Annotated in this window: 16 protein-coding genes and 1 tRNA gene; 1 reads left to right on the top strand and 16 read right to left on the bottom strand. The window is 69.4% G+C overall.

What is annotated here, in order from left to right:
* Positions 1-18: 18 nt before the first annotated feature.
* The 16 genes from ACZ7IB_RS05200 to ACZ7IB_RS05125 form a co-directional block, all read right to left on the bottom strand.
* On the bottom strand, positions 19-456 hold the full coding sequence (locus tag ACZ7IB_RS05200) for a hypothetical protein (RefSeq protein WP_470909282.1): 438 nt from the start codon (positions 454-456) through the stop codon (positions 19-21).
* 264 nt (positions 457-720) lie between these two features.
* Positions 721-2,106: an MraY family glycosyltransferase gene (locus ACZ7IB_RS05195; RefSeq protein WP_470909281.1), complete on the bottom strand. Its 1,386-nt coding sequence runs from the start codon at positions 2,104-2,106 to the stop codon at positions 721-723.
* A 92-nt stretch (positions 2,107-2,198) separates the two neighbouring features.
* Positions 2,199-3,464, bottom strand: coding sequence for a serine hydroxymethyltransferase (locus tag ACZ7IB_RS05190; protein WP_470909279.1), 1,266 nt, complete (start codon positions 3,462-3,464; stop codon positions 2,199-2,201).
* A 157-nt stretch (positions 3,465-3,621) separates the two neighbouring features.
* Positions 3,622-4,263: an arsenate reductase/protein-tyrosine-phosphatase family protein gene (locus ACZ7IB_RS05185; protein ID WP_470909278.1), complete on the bottom strand. Its 642-nt coding sequence runs from the start codon at positions 4,261-4,263 to the stop codon at positions 3,622-3,624.
* Positions 4,260-4,907, bottom strand: coding sequence for an L-threonylcarbamoyladenylate synthase (locus ACZ7IB_RS05180; RefSeq protein ID WP_470909276.1), 648 nt, complete (start codon positions 4,905-4,907; stop codon positions 4,260-4,262). The genes ACZ7IB_RS05185 and ACZ7IB_RS05180 overlap by 4 nt, the downstream gene beginning before the upstream one ends.
* 64 nt (positions 4,908-4,971) lie before the next feature.
* Positions 4,972-5,817, bottom strand: a complete 846-nt coding sequence (gene prmC, locus ACZ7IB_RS05175) for a peptide chain release factor N(5)-glutamine methyltransferase (RefSeq protein WP_114246669.1) — start codon at positions 5,815-5,817, stop codon at positions 4,972-4,974.
* A gap of 42 nt (positions 5,818-5,859) precedes the next feature.
* Entirely contained in the window at positions 5,860-6,936 is a 1,077-nt protein-coding gene (gene prfA, locus ACZ7IB_RS05170; protein WP_266357936.1) for a peptide chain release factor 1, read from the bottom strand.
* Between the two features lie 155 nt (positions 6,937-7,091).
* Positions 7,092-7,316: a 50S ribosomal protein L31 gene (rpmE, locus tag ACZ7IB_RS05165; protein WP_019764351.1), complete on the bottom strand. Its 225-nt coding sequence runs from the start codon at positions 7,314-7,316 to the stop codon at positions 7,092-7,094.
* A gap of 142 nt (positions 7,317-7,458) precedes the next feature.
* Complete coding sequence (locus tag ACZ7IB_RS05160) at positions 7,459-8,562, bottom strand: LCP family protein (protein ID WP_470909273.1); 1,104 nt, start codon at positions 8,560-8,562, stop codon at positions 7,459-7,461.
* A 413-nt stretch (positions 8,563-8,975) separates the two neighbouring features.
* Positions 8,976-10,979 (bottom strand): transcription termination factor Rho, encoded by a 2,004-nt coding sequence (rho, locus tag ACZ7IB_RS05155; RefSeq protein ID WP_470909271.1) that lies wholly within the window; start codon positions 10,977-10,979, stop codon positions 8,976-8,978.
* Between the two features lie 393 nt (positions 10,980-11,372).
* A complete protein-coding gene (thrB, locus tag ACZ7IB_RS05150; protein WP_351256340.1) occupies positions 11,373-12,290 on the bottom strand; it encodes a homoserine kinase in 918 nt (305 codons plus the stop codon).
* Positions 12,291-12,676: 386 nt separating this feature from the next.
* The gene (thrC, locus tag ACZ7IB_RS05145) at positions 12,677-13,747 is read right to left on the bottom strand and encodes a threonine synthase (protein ID WP_470909269.1); all 1,071 of its coding nucleotides are present in this window, start codon (positions 13,745-13,747) and stop codon (positions 12,677-12,679) included.
* A 6-nt stretch (positions 13,748-13,753) separates the two neighbouring features.
* Positions 13,754-15,109, bottom strand: a complete 1,356-nt coding sequence (locus tag ACZ7IB_RS05140; protein ID WP_470909267.1) for a homoserine dehydrogenase — start codon at positions 15,107-15,109, stop codon at positions 13,754-13,756.
* A gap of 95 nt (positions 15,110-15,204) precedes the next feature.
* The gene (gene lysA / locus ACZ7IB_RS05135; protein WP_383959686.1) at positions 15,205-16,596 is read right to left on the bottom strand and encodes a diaminopimelate decarboxylase; all 1,392 of its coding nucleotides are present in this window, start codon (positions 16,594-16,596) and stop codon (positions 15,205-15,207) included.
* Positions 16,597-16,622: 26 nt separating this feature from the next.
* The gene (gene nrtL / locus ACZ7IB_RS05130) at positions 16,623-17,618 is read right to left on the bottom strand and encodes an ArgS-related anticodon-binding protein NrtL (protein ID WP_470909265.1); all 996 of its coding nucleotides are present in this window, start codon (positions 17,616-17,618) and stop codon (positions 16,623-16,625) included.
* 55 nt (positions 17,619-17,673) lie between these two features.
* Positions 17,674-18,087, bottom strand: a complete 414-nt coding sequence (locus ACZ7IB_RS05125) for a response regulator (protein ID WP_470909263.1) — start codon at positions 18,085-18,087, stop codon at positions 17,674-17,676.
* Between the two features lie 239 nt (positions 18,088-18,326).
* On the opposite strand from ACZ7IB_RS05125, the gene ACZ7IB_RS05120 reads away from it, so the two are divergent.
* Positions 18,327-18,398: transfer RNA gene (locus tag ACZ7IB_RS05120), tRNA-Arg, on the top strand.
* The last annotated feature ends 134 nt before the right edge of the window (positions 18,399-18,532 follow it).

Raw genomic sequence — 18,532 nt, 5'->3', positions numbered from 1 at the left:
TTATCCCGGCCCTACCCTTCACGTCGAAGAGCCGGTCTTCTCGGGCTTGTTGCCCTTGGAGGACTCCGGTTCGACGTACAGGATCTTGGCCTTCAGATACGCGCGCACCTGCGCGGCGAGCCACACGATCGTCGTGGCGACCAAGGTGATGGCGAAGGCCCTCGGGTTGAACAGCGTCGTGTTCTTGAACACGGCGAGGAAGACGAAAAGCAACAGGATCTGCGTCGTGTACAGCACGAGTCCCATTGCCTGGAAAAGATGCGGCATTGACTTCGCGGTACGTTCCAGTACGACCAGCCCCACGCCCATGAAGAGCATCACGACCAGCGTCCCGACGACCGCGCCGACCGCTCCCTTGCCGCCCGCGACCACGGCGCTGACGGCGACGGCAACAGCGCCGGCGGCAGCGGTGGGCACAGCGGTCTGGAGGAGAGTCCGGGCGTCGTTGTACGGCATGGCGGTAACTCCGCTTTGCAGTGGGTGGGCAGTGGTGTCGTCATGGACGAGCGTAGGCCCGGTCCGAGTCGATGCCTCGGGCCGATAGACCGTGGTACTCAGGTCCTTCAACTCCGTCACCGGGCTTCGTGAACGGTATCACAAACTATTTGATGAGGTCTTTACCAAGAAAGTGTGCTCACTGTCACACGTGAGAGTGAAGTTGCACGTGTGAGCAAGACAACTCAATGTGTTGTCTGGTATTGCCCCTTGATGACCGAATCGTCAGCGCGCGGAATCGGCCCTATCTCTGTCCGAAAAGCGCGAACGGGGGCCGATGGCAGTCGCCCCGTTGACGCCGGAGACTCCCACGACGATCGGGGCCCGCTCCTGGAGCTCGTGCCCCTCCTGCCCCATCTGCGTTTCCATCCGCCCCCGTTGGGCCTCGTCCGCGGATGAGGGTTCCGCCTCGGGCACCTCGCCCTTGCTGCGGCGACGGCGGTAGCGGGGCGGTACGAAGCGTTCCGCCCAGTACGGCGCACGCGGGGTGAAGCGGGGCATCAGCAGCAGTACGAGGCCCAGCGCGCTCAGCCCCATGACCACCAGCACGATCCACAGGGACGCCGAGTGCACGGAGTAGCCGACCGCGCCGAAGGCGATCAGGGCCGACCAGAAGTACATGATCAGCACGGACCTGCTGTGCGAATGGCCGATCTCCAGCAGCCGGTGGTGCAGATGGCCGCGGTCCGCCGCGAACGGCGACTGCCCGTTCCACGTACGCCGCACGATCGCCAGCACCAGGTCGGCGGCCGGGATCGCGATGATGGTCAGCGGCAGCAGCAGCGGGATGAAGACCGGCAGCATCGCGTGGGTGGCCTCGCGCTCGCTGCCGGCGAAGAGCTTCATCGTGTCCGGGTCGACCTGCCCGGTGACCGAGATCGCACCGGCCGCGAGCACCAGACCGATCAGCATCGAACCCGAGTCGCCCATGAAGATCCGGGCCGGATGCATGTTGTGCGGCAGAAAGCCCAGGCACATGCCCATCAGGATCGCCGTGAAGAGCGTCGCGGGGGCCGCCGCCTCGATCATGTGCCCGTACCAGAGCCGGTACGTGTACAGGAAGAACGCGGCGGAGGCGATGCACACCATGCCCGCCGCGAGACCGTCCAGGCCGTCGACGAAGTTGACCGCGTTGATGGTGATGACGACCAGGGCGACCGTGAGCAGCGTTCCCTGCCACTGGGTGAGCGCGACGGTGCCGACGCCGGGGATCGGCAGCCACAGAATCGTCAGGCCCTGGATGACCATGACCGCGGCGGCGATCATCTGTCCGCCGAGCTTGATCAGTGCGTCGATCTCGAACTTGTCGTCCAGAACACCGATCAGCCAGATCAGCGCGGCCCCGGAGAGCAGCGCCTGCGGTTCGTTGGAGAGCTGGAAGACGCTGTCGAGGTTGAACAGATGGTCCGCGACGATCAGTCCGGCGCACAGTCCGCCGAACATGGCGATGCCACCGAGCCTCGGTGTCGGTTCTCGGTGGACGTCACGCGCACGGATCGCGGGCATCGCCCCGACCGCGATGGCGAACTTGCGCACCGGGCCGGTCAGCAGATAGGTAACCGCGGCCGTGACACAGAGCGTCAGCAGGTAATCACGCACGGGCTGCCCCATAGATTTCGCCGGCCATCTCAGCCCACACTTTAACTACGTCGGGCTCGTGGTTGAGGACACGGAGGCCGGGCCGATGGTTGCACGGACCACGTCTACCCCGGATAGGGCGGATATTTCCGGGCCAGTTCCTGGACCTCCGCGCGGATGTCGCCCTCCTCACGTACCGCCGCTTTGAAGAGCACGGCCAGCCGTGCCATGTCGGCGTCGTCCATGCCCTGGGTGGTGACGGCCGCGGTTCCGAGTCTGATGCCCCGGGCGTCCCCGTACGGAAGCGCGCAGGTGTCCAGCACCAGGCCCGCCCCTGCCAGCCGGGTGCGGGCAGTGGGTCCGTCGACGCCCAGCGGAGCCGGGTCCGCGACGATCAGGTGGGTGTCCGTGCCGCCCGTGGTGACCTCGAAGCCCTCGGCCTCCAGACCTGCGGCCAGCACCCGGGCATGTGCCACCACCCGATGGGCGTACGCCGCGAACGCCTCAGTGGCCGCCTCCCCGAACGCGACGGCCTTCGCGGCGACCGTGTGCATCTGCGCGCCGCCCTGGGTGAACGGGAAGACCGCCCGGTCGATCCGCTCGGCCAGCTCCGCACCGCACAGGATCATCCCGCCGCGCGGACCGCGCAGCACCTTGTGCGTGGTCGCGCAGACCACGTCGGCGTACGGGACGGGGCTCGGCGCCGCTCCCCCGGCGATCAGCCCCATCGGATGCGCGGCGTCGGCGATGAGATACGCGCCCACCTCGTCGGCGATCTCCCGGAACAGTTCGTAGTCGGGATGGCGGGGGTAGGAGATCGAGCCGCTGACGATCGCCTTGGGGCGGTGCGCACGGGCCAGGGTGCGCACCTGCTCGTAATCGATCAGGCCGCTCTCGGAGTCCACCCCGTAGCCGACGAATTCGAACCAGCGGCCGGAGAAGTTGGCGGGCGAGCCATGGGTGAGATGCCCGCCGTACGGGAGTCCCATCGCGAGCACCGTGTCGCCGGGGCGCAGCAGGGCCGCGTATGCGGCGAGGACGGCGGAGGAGCCGGAGTGCGCCTGGACGTTGGCGTGTTCGGCGCCGAAGAGCGAGGTGGCCCGCCGGCAGGCGATGCGTTCGGCGGCGTCGGCCTGCTCGCAGCCGCCGTGGTAGCGGGCGCCGGGGTAGCCCTCGGCGTACTTGTTGGCGAGCGGTGAGCCGAGGGCGGCGAGGACCGCGGGCGAGGTGAAGTTCTCGGCGGCGATCAGCTGCAGGGTGCTCGACTGCCGGTGCAGCTCCTCCAGCAGCACGGCGGCGATCTCCGGGTCCTCCCGGAGCAGGGCGCCGAAATCCTGCGGCAGGGCGGCCTGGGCGGCGAAGGTGGGTGCGGCAGGAGTGGTGACCGGCATCTGACGGCTCCGGGCCTGGGGAGGGGTGCGCTGACGTCAGCTCCAATGTAGGCCCGTGACGGGCTCCCTGCCTGCTGTGCGGCGATACCGTACACCCGTTGGGCCCCCTGGTACCTGGCCCGCGTGTACGGCCGTCAGAGTGGCGCAGGCGCAAGCTTCAGTGCGGGGCGGGTACGCCGGTCAGTGCGGTGACGACCGGGTCGAGGGCCTGGTTGATCTCGTCGCCGACGGACCGGAAGAACGTGATCGGGGCGCCGTACGGGTCGTACACCTCGTCGGCCTCGGCGGTGGGGGCCAGCAGCCAGCCGCGCAGCGCAGCCGCGGCACGGACCAGTGCGCGGGCGCGCTCGACCACACCCTCGTCGCGCGGGTCGGGCAGCGTGGCGGGGTCTATGGCCCGGACCAGCCGGGTGAATTCCTTGAGGGTGAAGGTCCGCAGGCCGGCCGAGTGACCCATCGAGATCACTTGTGCCCGGTGGTCGCGGGTGGCGGTGAGCACCAGGTCGGCACGGATCACGTGCTCGTCGAGCAGTTCCCGGCCGACGAAGCCGGTGGTGTCGGCGCCGAAGTCGGCGAGGACGATCTCGGCGTTGGCCTCCATGGGGGCGCCTTCGTGGCCCCAGGTGCCCGCACTCTCCACGATCAGTCCGCCGCTGAGCGAATCGCCGAGGCGGTCCACCAGGGCGTGCCGGGTCAGCCGCTCGGTGATCGGTGAGCGGCAGACATTGCCGGTGCTGACGTGGAGGATGCGGAAAGTGTCGGCCCGCCCCGCTATGCCACGCCCCTCAGGGGCGGTCAATTGGCCACCTCGAGGTCGGGTACCACCTTGCGGAGTTCCTCGACGGAGAGCGCGCCGGCGCGCAGCAGTACGGGAACCTTGCCGGTCACATCGACGATCGACGAGGGCACGATGCCGGGCGTCGCGCCGCCGTCGAGGTAGACGGAGACGGAGTCGCCGAGCATCTCCTGGGCGGCGTCGCAGTCCTCGGGGGCCGGGTGTCCGGTGAGGTTGGCGCTGGAGACGGCCATCGGGCCGACCTCGGTGAGCAGCTCGATGGCGACCGGGTGCAGCGGCATCCGGATCGCGACGGTACCGCGGGTGTCCCCGAGGTCCCACTGCAGCGACGGCTGGTGCTTGGCGACGAGCGTGAGGGCGCCGGGCCAGAAGGCGTCGACGAGCTCCCAGGCCTGCTCGGAGAAGTCGGTGACCAGTCCGTGCAGGGTGTTCGGGGAGCCGATCAGGACGGGCGTCGGCATATTGCGTCCGCGGCCCTTGGCGTCCAGCAGGTCGGCGACGCCCTCGGAACTGAAGGCGTCCGCACCGATCCCGTACACGGTGTCGGTGGGCAGCACGACCAGTTCGCCGCGGCGGACGGCCGACGCGGCCTCACGCAGACCCGTCGTACGGTCGATCGCGTCGTTGCAGTCGTATCGCCGTGCCATCAGCCGGCCTCCTCAAGCATGTACGGGTATGACGGGTACGGGTCGTGCGGGCGGTGGCCGCCGGTCACGGCATGGCCTTGCGGGCCGTGGCGAACCGCGGCCGGTTGTTCAGGTCGGGATGGTCGGCCGCATCGGCCCAGCCGCGTTCCTCCGTGAAGATCCACGGCACCTGGCCGCCCTGGGTGTCGGCGTGCTCGATGACGACGAGGCCGCCGGGGCGCAGCAGGCGGTGTGCGGTGCGTTCGATGCCGCGGATGGTGTCGAGGCCGTCCTCGCCGGAGAAGAGGGCCATCTCCGGGTCGTGGTCACGGGCCTCGGGTGCCACGTACTCCCATTCGGTGAGCGGGATGTAGGGCGGGTTGGAGATGACCAGGTCGACCTGGCCGTCGAGCTCGGGAAGGGCCGTGAGCGCGTCTTGGTGGTGGACGGTGACCCGCGACCCCTCGGCGTTCTTCCTGGTCCACTTCACGGCGTCGTCGGAGAGCTCGACCGCGTGCACGCGCGAGCGGGGAACCTCCTGCGCCATGGCCAGGGCGATGGCGCCCGATCCGCTGCAGAGGTCGACGATGAGCGGCTCGACGACATCCATCGCGCGGACGGCGTCTATCGCCCAGCCGACGACCGATTCGGTCTCCGGGCGGGGGACGAAGACACCGGGTCCGACCTGGAGCTCCAGGTAGCGGAAGAAGGCGCGTCCGGTGATGTGCTGCAGCGGTTCGCGGGCCTCGCGGCGGGCGATGGCCTCCCAGTAGCGGGCGTCGAAGTCGGCGTCCGGCACATGGTGCAGCTCGCCCCGCTTGACGCCGTGCACGAACGCGGCGAGCTCCTCCGCGTCGAATCGCGGTGAAGGGACACCGGCGTCGGCCAGCCGCTGGGTGGCCTGGGCCACCTCGGCGAGCAGCAGGTTCATCGCGGTTCTCCGTACGGGGTTACGGGCGGGGCGGGCTCGGTCTTATGCGGCGGCGAGCTTGGCGGCGGAGTCGGCGTCGACACAGGCCTGGATCACGGAATCCAGGTCGCCGTCGAGCACCTGGTCCAAGTTGTACGCCTTGAAGCCGACGCGGTGGTCCGAGATCCGGTTTTCCGGGAAGTTGTATGTACGGATCTTCTCGGAACGGTCGACCGTACGCACCTGGCTGCGTCGTACGTCCGAAGCTTCCTGCTCGGCGGCTTCCTGGGCGGCCGCGAGCAGTCGCGAACGCAGGATACGCATGGCCTGCTCCTTGTTCTGGAGCTGGCTCTTCTCGTTCTGGCAGGAGGCGACGACGCCGGTCGGCAGGTGTGTGATGCGGACCGCCGAGTCCGTGGTGTTGACGGACTGGCCGCCGGGGCCCGAGGAGCGGTAGACGTCGATACGGAGATCATTGGCGTGGATCTCGACGTCGACCTCCTCGGCCTCGGGTGTGACGAGCACACCGGCGGCCGAGGTGTGGATACGGCCCTGGGACTCGGTGGACGGCACCCGCTGCACGCGGTGCACCCCGCCCTCGTACTTCAGCCGGGCCCACACGCCCTGGCCGGGCTCGGTGGCGCCGTTGCCGCCCTTGGTCTTCACGGCGACCTGGACGTCCTTGTAGCCGCCGAGCTCGGACTCGGTGGAGTCGATGATCTCGGTCTTCCAGCCGACGCGCTCGGCGTAGCGCAGATACATCCGCAGCAGATCGCCGGCGAACAGGGCGGACTCGTCGCCGCCCGCGCCCGCCTTGATCTCCAGGAGCACGTCCTTGTCGTCGCTGGGGTCGCGCGGGACCAGGAGGAGGCGGAGCTTCTCGGTGAGCTCTTCGCGCTGCTTCTCCAGGTCCTTGACCTCGGCGGCGAAGTCCGGGTCGTCGGCGGCGAACTCGCGCGCCGTCTCGATGTCGTCCCCGGCCTGCTTCCAGGAGCGGTACGTGCCGACGATCGGGGTCAGCTCGGCGTAGCGCTTGTTGAGCCTGCGCGCGTTGGCCTGGTCGGCGTGGACCGCCGGGTCCGCGAGCTTCTTCTCAAGATCGGCCTGTTCACCGATCAGTTCCTCGACCGCCTCGAACATCTTCGGGCTCCTGGTTTCTTCACTCAAACGTGCCTGCTGGACGGCGTGATGCTGTCCGGGCCCGGGTACGGGGACGGCCCGTACCACGGGCCGGAAAAAAACGCCGGTCTCGGCGCCCCCGGGAAGAGGGCGCCGAAAACCGGCGCAGTGGCTCGCTACTTGCTGGCGGAGCCGGCAGCCTTGCCGAAGCGGGCCTCGAAGCGGGCCACGCGGCCACCGGTGTCGAGGATCTTCTGCTTGCCCGTGTAGAACGGGTGGCACTCGGAGCAGACGTCGGCGCGGATGGTGCCGCCGTCGATGGTGCTCCGGGTCGTGAACGACGCGCCACAGGTGCAGCTGACCTGCGTCTCGACGTACTCGGGGTGGATGTCGCGCTTCAAGGGTTTCTCCTAGGTTCGGGAGGGCGCCGGGTCGTACGCGCGGATTGCGCGTCCGTGAACCGGGGCCGACGTACCAGTCTGCCAGGACTGGCCGTATCTCCCAAAACCGGGGGCGGGCCGCAACTATTCCCGGCCCGCCCTGTCACTGGACGATGCCGCCCGCGACGCCCTTGTCGCCCGCCGACTTCTCGGTGGCGGAGGCGGGGATGGCCTTGTCGTGCTTGAGTGCCGTCCACACCTGCTGGGCGGACTCCTCCAGCGGTACGACCCGGTTCGGGTCGGCCGGGTCGTACTGCACGGGCAGGGTGACCATGTGGACGTTCTTCGAGCCGAGCCCCTTGAGGCCGTTCGCGAAGCCGGTGAGCTGCTCGACCGAACCCAGGTCGGAATCGGTGGTGACGGCCTTTGTCGCCGTGTTCGCGAGGTCGAAGAGAGTCTTCGGATTCGAGAACACCCCGACGCTCTTGACCTGTTCCATCAGCGCCTTGATGAACGCCTGCTGGAGCTGGATACGGCCGAGGTCGCTGCCGTCGCCGACGCTCTTGCGGGTGCGGACGAGGCCCAGCGACTGCTCGCCGTCGAGCGTGTGGGTGCCGGGTTCGAGATTCAGATGGCTCTTGGAGTCGTTGATCGCCCTGGTGGTGGTGATCTTCACTCCGCCCAGCTCGTCGATGAGCTTCTTGAAGCCGGTGAAGTCGACTTCGAGGTAGTGGTCCATGCGGATGCCGGACATGGATTCGACGGTCTTGACCGCACAGGCCGGTCCGCCGACCTCGTACGCCGTGTTGAACATCGCGCGCTGCTCGCCCGCGGCTGTCTGCCCCGTGGTGTCGCTGGTGCAGTCGGGGCGGGTGATGAGGGTGTCGCGCGGGATGGAGACGACGGAGGCGCTCTTGTGGCCCTTGTTGATGTGCACGACCATCGCGGTGTCGGAACGGGCTGTGCCCTCGTCGGCGCCGTACTTCGAGTTCGCGCCGGAGCGGGAGTCCGAGCCGAGTACGAGGATGTCCTCGGAGCCGTTGTCGACGTTGTCGGGACGGTTCTTTCCGAGCGCCGCGTTGATGTCGACGGCCTTGAGATTGCCGTTGAGCTTGAAGTAGGCGTATCCGAGCCCACCGCCGCCGACGACCACGGCACCGGCCAGGGTCCAGGCGGCGATCACCGTCGCCCTGCGGCGGCGGGAAGGCCTCTTCCGGCGTTTGCCGGTGGGGCGTATTCGGCCGCCGCTCCCTCTCTGCTCGGTCATCCGTCTCCTTCTGTCGTCAGCTTCTCCCGGCCAGGGCCTGTCCGGCCCTGATCGCCCTGGCCCCTGCAGCGGTGTCCGGGCACTGGTTTTGTCGGCTTTGGCGACTTGTTGCCACTTCGTACGACGTCGCGGCACGAAGAAGGGTTGCACAGCGACCTGTCACGGCCGCGTGAGGACAAAAGGGACGGGCGACCTTGATGAACAGCTGGTCATCCCGCGCTCACCTGCGGTTTCTTGCCAGGCACAGGCATCGTGGTGACCCCTGTCGTCGTGGCGGTTGTGTGGCGAAGGTCTCGGATCGGTCGAAAGGGTCGAATCGACTGCGTCACATTCGCGGGCCCTACGACGCAGGGCCGCCCCCGCCACCGGAGTGACGAGGGCGGCCCTGTGATTCAGCCGATCCGAGTACGACGTCAGTCGTTGCCGTTGCCCGGAGCCGGCGTCGTCTTCTGGATCTGGAGCAGGAACTCCGCGTTGGACTGGGTCTTCTTCATCCGGTCCAGGAGGAGCTCGATCGCCTGCTGCTGGTCGAGCGCGTGCAGCACCCGGCGCAGCTTCCAGACAATGGCCAACTCGTCACTGCCGAGCAGGATTTCTTCCTTACGGGTACTGGACGCGTCGACGTCCACCGCCGGGAAGATGCGCTTGTCCGAGAGCTTCCGGTCGAGCTTGAGCTCCATGTTGCCGGTGCCCTTGAACTCCTCGAAGATCACCTCGTCCATGCGCGAGCCGGTCTCGACGAGCGCGGTGGCCAGGATGGTCAGCGAACCGCCGTCCTCGATGTTGCGCGCGGCACCGAAGAAGCGCTTCGGCGGGTACAGCGCGGTCGAGTCGACACCACCGGACAGGATGCGGCCGGATGCCGGGGCCGCGAGGTTGTACGCACGGCCGAGGCGGGTGATGGAGTCCAGCAGGACGACCACGTCGTGCCCCAGCTCGACGAGACGCTTGGCGCGCTCGATGGCCAGCTCGGCGACGGTGGTGTGGTCCTCGGCGGGACGGTCGAAGGTCGAGGAGATGACCTCGCCCTTCACCGACCGCTGCATGTCGGTGACCTCTTCCGGACGCTCGTCGACCAGGACGACCATCAGGTGGCACTCGGGGCTGTTGACCGTGATCGCGTTGGCGATCGCCTGCAGGATCATGGTCTTGCCGGTCTTCGGCGGGGCCACGATCAGGCCTCGCTGGCCCTTGCCGATCGGTGCGACCAGGTCGATGATCCGCGTCGTCAGGACGTTGGAGTCGGTCTCCAGACGGAGCCGGTCCTGCGGGTAGAGCGGGGTCAGCTTCTGGAACTCCGGGCGGCCGCGGCCGGTTTCGGGCGCCATGCCGTTGACCGAGTCGAGGCGGACCAGCGCGTTGAACTTCTCGCGACGCTCGCCGTCCTTGGGCTGGCGCACCGCACCGGTGACGTGGTCACCCTTGCGCAGGCCGTTCTTGCGGACCTGAGCGAGCGAGACGTACACGTCGTTCGGGCCCGGCAGGTAGCCGGAGGTCCGGATGAACGCGTAGTTGTCGAGGATGTCCAGGATGCCCGCGACGGGGATCAGGACGTCGTCGTCGGAGACGGGAACCTCGCTGGCGAAGTCCTCGCGGCCACGGCGGCCACGGCGGTCGCGGTAGCGGCCGCGACGACCCCGACGACCGCCTGCCTCGTCGTCGTAACCGTCGTCCTGCGGGCCGCCGCCCGGCTGGCCCTGGCGCTGCTGGCGCTGGCCGCCCGGCTGGCCCTGGCCGCCGCCCTGCTCGTCGCCCTTGCCGCGGCGGTCGCGCTGACGGTCGCGGCGCTCCCCGCGCTCGCCGCGCTCCTGACGGTCGCCCCGCTGGCCGCGGTCCTGGCGGTCGCCCCGGCGGCCCTCGGCCGTGTCGGCGGCGGCTTCGGCCTTGGCGTCGGTGCGGTCGTCGCTCTTCGGCTCGGCCTGCGTCTCCGCCTTGGCCTCGGCGGCCGGCTTGCTCTCCGGGCTGCCCGCCTGAGCGGTCGCACGGCGCCGACGACGCTCACCCGTGGGCTGGTCGTCGCTGGCGGGCTGGCCGGGGATGTCGATCTGCTGCTGCGCGGCGGCCTTCTCGGCGGGCGCGGCGGCCGCGGACTCGTCCCCGGTGCGCGCCTTGGAGGTGGCACGGCGCTTCGGCTTGGTCTCGGCATCCGCGGCGGGCGCAGCGGCCTTGGGCGCGGCGGAGCTACCGGCCTGCGCCTCCTTGATGACCTCGATCAGCTGGCCCTTGCGCATCCGCGCAGTGCCCTTGATGCCGAGGCCGGACGCGACCTGCTGCAGCTCGGCCAGGACCATGCCGTCAAGGCCGGTGCCGGAGCGGCGGCGCCGTGCGGTGGTGCCAGTGGCAGCACCTTCGGCGGGCGCAGCGCTGTCGACGCTCTTGTCGGCAGTCACGCCCATCAGATCGGTGGTGTCGCTCACGAAGGGTCCTTCCCTGGAGCGGACGTCGGCCTTCTGGCTCGGCGACCGGTTGTGCTGTCCGACTGCGGTCTTTGATCTTGCGGATCGCGGACCGTGCCGGGGCGGTGGTCCGCCGGGTACGGCGGAGAGATGAAGGTGTGCAAGGGTCCGGCGCGAGCATCCCCCTGCTCGGCCCACTCCTGGACAAGCGAGGGGTGTCGTGCCGGTTCCGGAGCGTGCACGAAACTGCTCAGGCAGGCTGCTCAGGCAGTTGGGGAGGCTCCCGGAAGAATTGGTGGTCCCGGAAAGGGACACGAAGCAACGCGCCACATAGACGTCGGTTGCAGACTTGAGGTTAACACTACCGGCTCCAACAAACATTCCCCCTCTCACTCACCGGCAATCACTTCTCGGCTACGGGGCGAGCGGCAGCACACTCGCACCCGGGGCGTCGAGAGTGAGCCGATTGGCCGCCCATCCCTCGCCCGCCAGCTGTGCGACCTTGTCGGCCGCACCGTCCTCGGCCAGTGCGAGCACCGTCGGCCCGGCACCGGAGATGACTGCGGGGACGCCGTCGGCGCGCAGTCGGTTCACGAGTTCCACGCTCTGCGGCATCGCCGGAGCGCGGTACTCCTGGTGCAGCCGGTCCTCGGTGGCGGTGAGCAGCAGCTCGGGATGTCTGGTCAGGGCCTCGACGAGGAGCGCGGAACGGCCTGCGTTGAAGGCGGCGTCGACATGCGGGACCGTGCGCGGCAGCAGTCCGCGGGCGGTCTCGGTCAGGACCGGCTTGCTGGGGACGAAAACCACCGGAACGATGGAATCTGCGGGATCCATCCTGATGGCGCGGGCGGATCCGCCGTCCATCCAGGCAAGTGTGAACCCACCGAGCAGGCAGGCCGCGACATTGTCGGGGTGGCCCTCGATCTCGGTGGCGAGTTCCAGCAGCGCGGCGTCGTCGAGCCGGGCGTCACCGCCGGTCGTCACGGCGCGCGCGGCGACGATGCCGGCACAGATGGCGGCGGAGGAGGAGCCGAGGCCACGCCCGTGCGGGATGCGGTTGGCGCAGACGATCTCCAGGCCGCGGGGCTGTCCGCCGAGCAGGTCGAAGGCCGTGCGCATGGAGCGTACGAGGAGGTGGCTCTCGTCGCGGGGCAGCGTGTCCGCGCCCTCACCCGCGATGTCGATGTGCAGTCCGGAGTCGGCCACGCGGACGACGACGTCGTCGTACAGCCCCAGCGACAGGCCGAAGGCGTCGAAACCCGGGCCCAGGTTGGCGCTGGTCGCAGGGACGCGCACCCGGACGGCGGCGGCTCGGAAGGCGGGACCGGCCATCGCTTAGACGACTCTCCTTGTGAGACAGCGGGGGGTGGTGAAGCGTTTTCTCGATGCTGGCGGGAGGTCGTGGCGGCGGGGAGTGGAATTCCGGGGAACCCGACGGCCACAACGGCCCTTGCACCGCGGCAGATGCGGCGGGGCGGGTTGGTTGGGTACAGCTTATCGAAGGAAGGTTCTGTGGCGACATAGGGCGCACAGGAGGCGCACGATGCGTGTCGCCCGCCTCCTATGCGCTCTCCGCCCCGAAAAGGGGCGGTTGAGCTGGGTTCCTGCCGACAGATGAACGGGGCTCCTGCCGACGGTGAGCCGGGCTCCCGCGGGCAGGGGTGCCGGGCTCTCACCGACAGCCGATCAGCCCGGCTCCCGCCTACCGGCCCCAGGGCTTACGCGAGGCCCAGCTTCTCTGCGGCGGTGGCCGCGTCGACCGGGACCGTGACCGGCTGCGGAGCGCCCGCGACGGCCCAGTCGGGGTCCTTGAGCCCGTTGCCGGTGACCGTGCAGACGATCTTCTGACCCGGGTCGACCTTGCCCTCTTCGGCGGCCTTCAGCAGACCGGCGACGGATGCGGCCGAGGCGGGCTCGACGAAGACGCCCTCCTGGGAGGCCAGCAGCCGGTAGGCGGCCAGAATCTGGCGGTCCGTCACCTCGTCGATGAAACCGCCTGATTCGTCCCGGGCGTCCAGCGCGTACTGCCAGGAGGCCGGGTTGCCGATCCGGATCGCGGTGGCGATGGTCGCCGGGTCCTTGACGATCTCGCCGCGGACGATCGGCGCGGAGCCGGAGGCCTGGAAGCCCCACATACGCGGGGTGTGCGTGGACATGCTGTCGCCCGCGTACTCCTTGTAACCCTTCCAGTACGCGGTGATGTTGCCCGCATTGCCGACCGGGAGGACATGGATGTCCGGGGCGTCGCCGAGCGCGTCGACGATCTCGAACGCGGCGGTCTTCTGACCCTCGATACGGGCCGGGTTGACCGAATTGACCAGCGCCACCGGGTAGTTGTCCGAGAGCGAGCGGGCCAGCGTCAGGCAGTCGTCGAAATTGCCGTCGACCTGGAGGATCTTGGCGCCGTGCACGAGCGCCTGGCCCATCTTGCCGAGCGCGATCTTGCCCTGCGGTACGAGGACGGCACAGACCATGCCGGCCCGCACCGCGTACGCGGCGGCGGAGGCGGAGGTATTGCCGGTGGAGGCACAGATGACAGCCTGTGCACCCTCCTCCTTGGCCCGGGTGATCGCCATCGTCATACCGCGGTCCTTGAAGGACCCGGTGGGGTTGGCGCCCTCGACCTTGAGGTGCACCTCGCAGCCCGTGCGCTCGGAGAGGACCTGAGCGGGGACGAGCGGCGTACCGCCCTCACGAAGCGTGACGACCGGCGTCGCGCTCGTGACCGGAAGGCGGTCCCGGTACTCCTCGATGATGCCGCGCCACTGGTGGGTGCCCTTGCTGGTCATGGGTCCTTACTCCCCTTCAACACGCATGATGCTGGCGACACCGCGCACGGTGTCGAGCTTGCGCAGCGCTTCGACGGTCGCCGAGAGGGCGGCGTCGGGCGCGCGGTGGGTGACGACGACGAGGGAGGCCTCGCCGCCTCCGCCCGCCCGTCGCCCGCCGCCACCCTGCTCGATGGCGGCTTCGTCGCCGCTGCCTGAATTTCGGCCTTGCTGGCGTACCGTATCGATCGATACGCCCTGTTCGGCGAAGACCGTCGCGACCTGGGCGAGTACGCCAGGCTTGTCGGCCACGTCGAGGCTGATGTGGTACCGCGTGACGACGTCACCCATGGGGCTGACCGGCAGGCGCGTGTACGCGGACTCGCCGGGGCCTGTGGCCTCGCTGAGTTTGTTGCGGCAGACCGCGACGAGGTCGCCGAGGACCGCGGAGGCGGTCGGCGAGCCACCGGCGCCGGGACCGTAGAACATGAGCTGCCCGGCCGCCTCGGCCTCGACGAAGACCGCGTTGTACGCCTCACGGACAGAGGCCAGCGGGTGGCTCAGCGGGATCATCGCCGGATGCACGCGCGCGGTGACGGACTGTCCGTCGGCGGCACGCTCGCAGATGGCGAGGAGCTTGACGGTGCAGCCCATGCGGCGGGCCGAGGCGATGTCGGCGGCGGTGACCTCGGTGATGCCCTCGCGGTGCACCTCGCCGATCTTCACCCGGGTGTGGAAGGCGATTCCGGCGAGGATCGCGGCCTTGGCGGCGGCGTCGAAGCCCTCGACGTCGGCGGTCGGGTCGGCCTCGGCGTATCCGAGGGCGGTGGCCTCGTCGAGCGCCTCGGAGTAACCGGCGCCGCTGGTGTCCATCCGGTCGAGGATGAAGTTGGTGGTGCCGTTCACGATGCCGAGGACCCGGTTGACCTTGTCACCGGCGAGGGACTCGCGCAGCGGCCGTACGAGCGGGATGGCGCCGGCCACGGCGGCCTCGTAGTAGAGGTCGCGGCCGTACTGCTCGGCGGCGGCATGCAGCGCGGCGCCGTCCTCGGCAAGCAGCGCCTTGTTGGCGGAGACGACGCTCGCGCCATGCTCGAAGGCGGTGGTGATGAGGGTACGGGCGGGCTCGATGCCGCCGATGACCTCGATGACGACGTCGATGTCGCCCCGTTTGACCAGGGCTGTCGCATCGGTGGTGATCAGTGCGGGGTCGATCCCCTCCCGCACCTTGGAGGGCCGGCGCACGGCGACACCGGCGAGCTCGATGGGCGCGCCGATGCGCGCGGCGAGGTCGTCGGCGTGCGTCGTCATGATGCGCGCCACCTCTGAGCCGACCACTCCACAGCCCAGCAGCGCCACCTTCAGCGGACGCGTACGCATCATCCGACCTCGTTTCCTTTACATCTGATGTGTGGACCAGTCTCACTCACCGGACGGGAGTTTCTGTCACTCGTCCGGATCCTGAGACATCTATTTCATCAGCCGACATCGAGACGCAGGAGATCTTCCTCCGTCTCGCGCCGGACGATCACCCGCGCCTCCCCGTCGCGCACGGCGACGACGGGCGGGCGCAGGGCATGGTTGTAGTTGCTCGCCATGGAGCGGCAGTACGCACCGGTGGCGGGCACGGCGATCAGATCGCCGGGCGCCAGGTCGGACGGCAGGAACGCGTCCTTGACCACGATGTCGCCGCTCTCGCAGTGCTTGCCGACGACGCGCACGAGCATCGGCTCGGCGTCGGAGGTGCGCGAGACGAGCGCGACGCTGTACTCGGCGTCGTACAGCGCGGTGCGGATGTTGTCCGACATGCCGCCGTCGACGCTGACGTACGTACGCAGCCCCTCCAGGGGCTTGATGGTGCCGACCTCGTACAGCGTGAACGCGGTGGGGCCGACGATGGCACGCCCCGGCTCGACGGAGATCCGCGGGGTGGCGAGCCCGGCCGCCTCGCACTCACGGGTGACGATGTCGCCGAGCGCCTTGGCGATCTCGTGCGGCTCGCGCGGGTCGTCCTCGGAGGTGTAGGCGATGCCCAGCCCGCCGCCCAGGTCGATCTCGGGCAGCTCGATGCCGTGCTCGTCGCGCACCTCGGCGAGCAGCTGCACCACGCGCCGGGCGGAGACCTCGAAGCCGGCCATGTCGAAGATCTGCGAGCCGATGTGCGAGTGGATGCCGATGAGTTCGAGCCCGTCGAGGGTGAGCGCCCGGCGCACCGCCTCGGCGGCCTGTCCCCCGGCCAGCGCGATCCCGAACTTCTGGTCCTCGTGTGCGGTGGCGATGAACTCGTGGGTGTGCGCCTCGACGCCGACGGTCACCCGGATCTGTACGCGCTGCCGCTTGCCGAGCCGCTGCGCGATGTGCGCGACCCGGGCGATTTCCTGGAAGGAGTCGAGCACGATCCGCCCGACGCCGACGGTGACCGCCCGCTCGATCTCCGCGACGGTCTTGTTGTTGCCGTGGAAGGCGATGCGCTCGGCGGGCATCCCGGCGTCCAGTGCGCAGGTCAGCTCTCCCCCGGAGCAGACGTCGAGGTTGAGCCCCTCTTCCTTGAGCCAGCGCACGATCGCCCGCGACAGGAACGCCTTCCCGGCGTAGAACACATCGGCGTCCCGTCCGAAGGCGTCGGCCCAGGCCCGGCAGCGGGCCCGGAAGTCGCTCTCGTCGAGGAAGTAGGCGGGGGTGCCGAACTCCTCGGCCAGTCGCGTCACTTCGATTCCGCCGACGGTGACCGCACCGTCCTCGTTGCGGGCGACGGTACGGGCCCAGACCTTCTCGTCCAGGACGTTGAGATCGGCAGGCGGGGCCGTGTAGTGCCCCTCCGTCATGACATCGGCGTGACGGGGCCCGGCGGGGTGTGCGGATCGGCTCATCGTGTTGCTCTGCTCTCTCGGGTCTCTCAGAGGACTTCGGGCGCGCTGATGCCGAGCAGGGACAGGCCGCCTGCCAGCACCGTCCCGGCGGCTTCGGCGAGGGCGAGCCGGGAGCGATGGGCGGCCGAGGGTTTCTCGTCACCGACGGGGAGCGGGGCGGCACCGTCGTGGAAGTCGAAGAAGGCCTGCGCGACCGCTTCCAGCTGCCGGGCGAGCCGGTCGGGCTGACGGTGGCGGGCGGCGGCGGCGAGCACACCGGGATGGTCGGCGAGGAGTGCACCGAGCACGGGCGCGTCCACACTCTCCTCGTAGGCGCCACAGAACCCGAGCTGCTGAGCGTTCCGGCTCAAGGCCCGGGTCCGGGCGTACGCATACCGCACCCGGAACAACGGATTGCTTTCCTGCTGCACGAGGAGCTCATCGCTCCCTGTGCACCGGGCCCGGTCGTGCGGGGCGGCCCGCAGCAGTGCCCAGCGCGCGGCGTCGCTCCCGAGCCGCGCGAAGAGATCGCGGTCCGCGGCGGGCGCGGGCACCACATGCAGCGCCTCCCCGCCGGCCGCCCGCGCCCCGACTTCCGCCCCCTGAGACCGGAGCAGCCGCTCGACGGTCTCGGTGACGACACGGGCGCGCAGCTCCTCGACGGGTACGAACGAGGCGGATACACCGGCGAGGGCGTCCCCGTGGCCGTACTCGGTACCGCTCGCCTCGATGGCGCCGACAAGGGCGGCCAGGCCGTCGTCACCGCCCAGGGTGAAGTTCAGGAACCCGGGCCCGGTGACCTCGACACCACTGATCCCCGGCGCCCCCTGCACCCGCTCCCGAAGAATCTCGGCCACATCCCTGGCCGGCAGCGCGGCGGGCCCGGCCAGCTGGAGGGCGACGGCAGTGGCGTAGTCCCCACGCCCGCCCGGCCGTGTCCGCTCCACCCGCACGCGCGCGGGCACGGGCGCACGCAAGGCGTCCTCGTCGACCGCGCGGCGTACGGCGTGCAGCACGGTCCTGGAGAGATCGGCGGGGGTCACAGGACAAGCGTATGGGAGGAAGGGGGGCGCCCCGCGACCCGGTTTCGCCATGCGGTCACCCTGCGGCGCTCTCCGCCCTCCCGGCACCGTGTCTGCCGTCGACCGACGACGGGTCCGCCCTGTCCATCAACTGCCGTACGAGCCGCACCAGCTCGCTCGGCTCGAAGGGCTTCGCCAGGAACGCATCGACGCCTGCGGCGACCCCGCTGTCCACCTCGTAAGGCGTACACGCACTGATGACCGCCACGGGCAGATGTCTGGTCCGCGGATCGGAGCGCAATCTGGTGGCGGTCTGCAGACCGTCCAGCCGGGGCATGACGACATCGAGCGTGATCACATCGGGGCAGACCCGATGCACCAGATCCAGACACTCGACACCATCGGCCGCGGTCACGACCTCGAAGCCCTCAAGCTCAAGATTGACCCTGATCAACTGCCGGATGACCTCGTTGTCGTCGACAACAAGCACGCGGCCACACGCCCCTGACACACTCCGAGAGTAGGCGGGGTGTAGGGGCTGCGTCCGGGTTTTGCCCATTTCCGACCCCGGACGAGTGGCGCAGGGGGTGGCCGAATGTACCCGGGACCACCTCTACGGCCCCTCTGCGCGGCCCGTGCCGCCGCCTCCGACAGCGCGGAAATACCTGTTCACGGACACCCTGCGGAAGCTGGTAGTGTTTCCCCCGTCGCCGCGTAACGCAGCGATACGCCCCCGTAGCTCAGGGGATAGAGCATCGGCCTCCGGAGCCGTGTGCGCAGGTTCGAATCCTGCCGGGGGCACTTCGTTTGAAGTGCCTAAAGACCCCGTCATCAGCGGAAACGCTGAAGCCGGGGTCTTCGCGTATGCGCAGACGTATGCCGCCCGGAGCGGCCGTATGCCGAGGTCCGTGGACGAGCTGTGGACAGGATCTTGG

The sequence above is a fragment of the Streptomyces sp. NPDC037301 genome (assembly GCF_055602785.1).
This window is presented reverse-complemented; position numbering and strand designations above follow the sequence as displayed.